This is a genomic window from Hydrogenophaga aquatica (assembly GCF_054780915.1).
This window is the reverse complement of record NZ_BAAGVK010000031.1, coordinates 1-648: the sequence shown is the minus strand read 5'-3', so window position 1 is coordinate 648 and position 648 is coordinate 1. Positions and strand designations below refer to the sequence as shown.

1 protein-coding gene is annotated in these 648 nt (G+C 68.5%); it reads left to right on the top strand.

Going from position 1 to position 648, the window contains the following annotated elements:
• Positions 1-648 (top strand): phosphoglycerate kinase (pgk, locus tag ACYVHH_RS18305; protein ID WP_460566896.1); only part of this gene is annotated, 648 nt, incomplete at both ends.

The following is a 648-nucleotide window of genomic DNA, read 5'->3' as shown; positions in this document are numbered from 1 at the left end:
TGGCCCCCGTGGCCGCGCGCCTGGGCGAACTGCTGGGCCGCCCCGTGCGCCTGGTGGCCAACTGGGTCGATGGCGGCTTTGAAGTCGCCCCCGGCGAAGTGGTGCTGCTGGAGAACTGCCGCCTCAACAAGGGCGAGAAGAAGAACAGCCCGGAACTTGCCGCCAAGCTCGGCAAGCTCTGCGACATCTTCGTGCACGACGCCTTTGGCACCGCACACCGCGCCGAAGGCACCACCTACGGCATCGCCGAGACCGCGCCCGTGGCCTGCGCCGGGCCGCTGCTGGCCGCCGAGATGGACGCCATCGGCAAAGCCCTGGCCAACCCCAAGCGCCCGCTGGCCGCCATCGTCGCGGGCAGCAAGGTCTCCACCAAGCTCACCATCCTGCAAAGCCTGGCCAAAAACGTGGACCAGCTCGTCGTGGGCGGCGGCATTGCCAACACCTTCATGCTGGCTGCGGGCCTGAAGATCGGCAAGAGCCTGGCCGAGCCCGACCTGGTGGGCGAGGCCAAGGCTGTGATCGAAGCCATGAAGGCGCGCGGTGCCGAGGTGCCCATCCCCACCGACGTGGTGGTGGCCAAGGAATTCAAGGCCGATGCACCGGCCACCGTGAAGCTTGCCACCGAGGTGGCCGACGACGACCTGATCC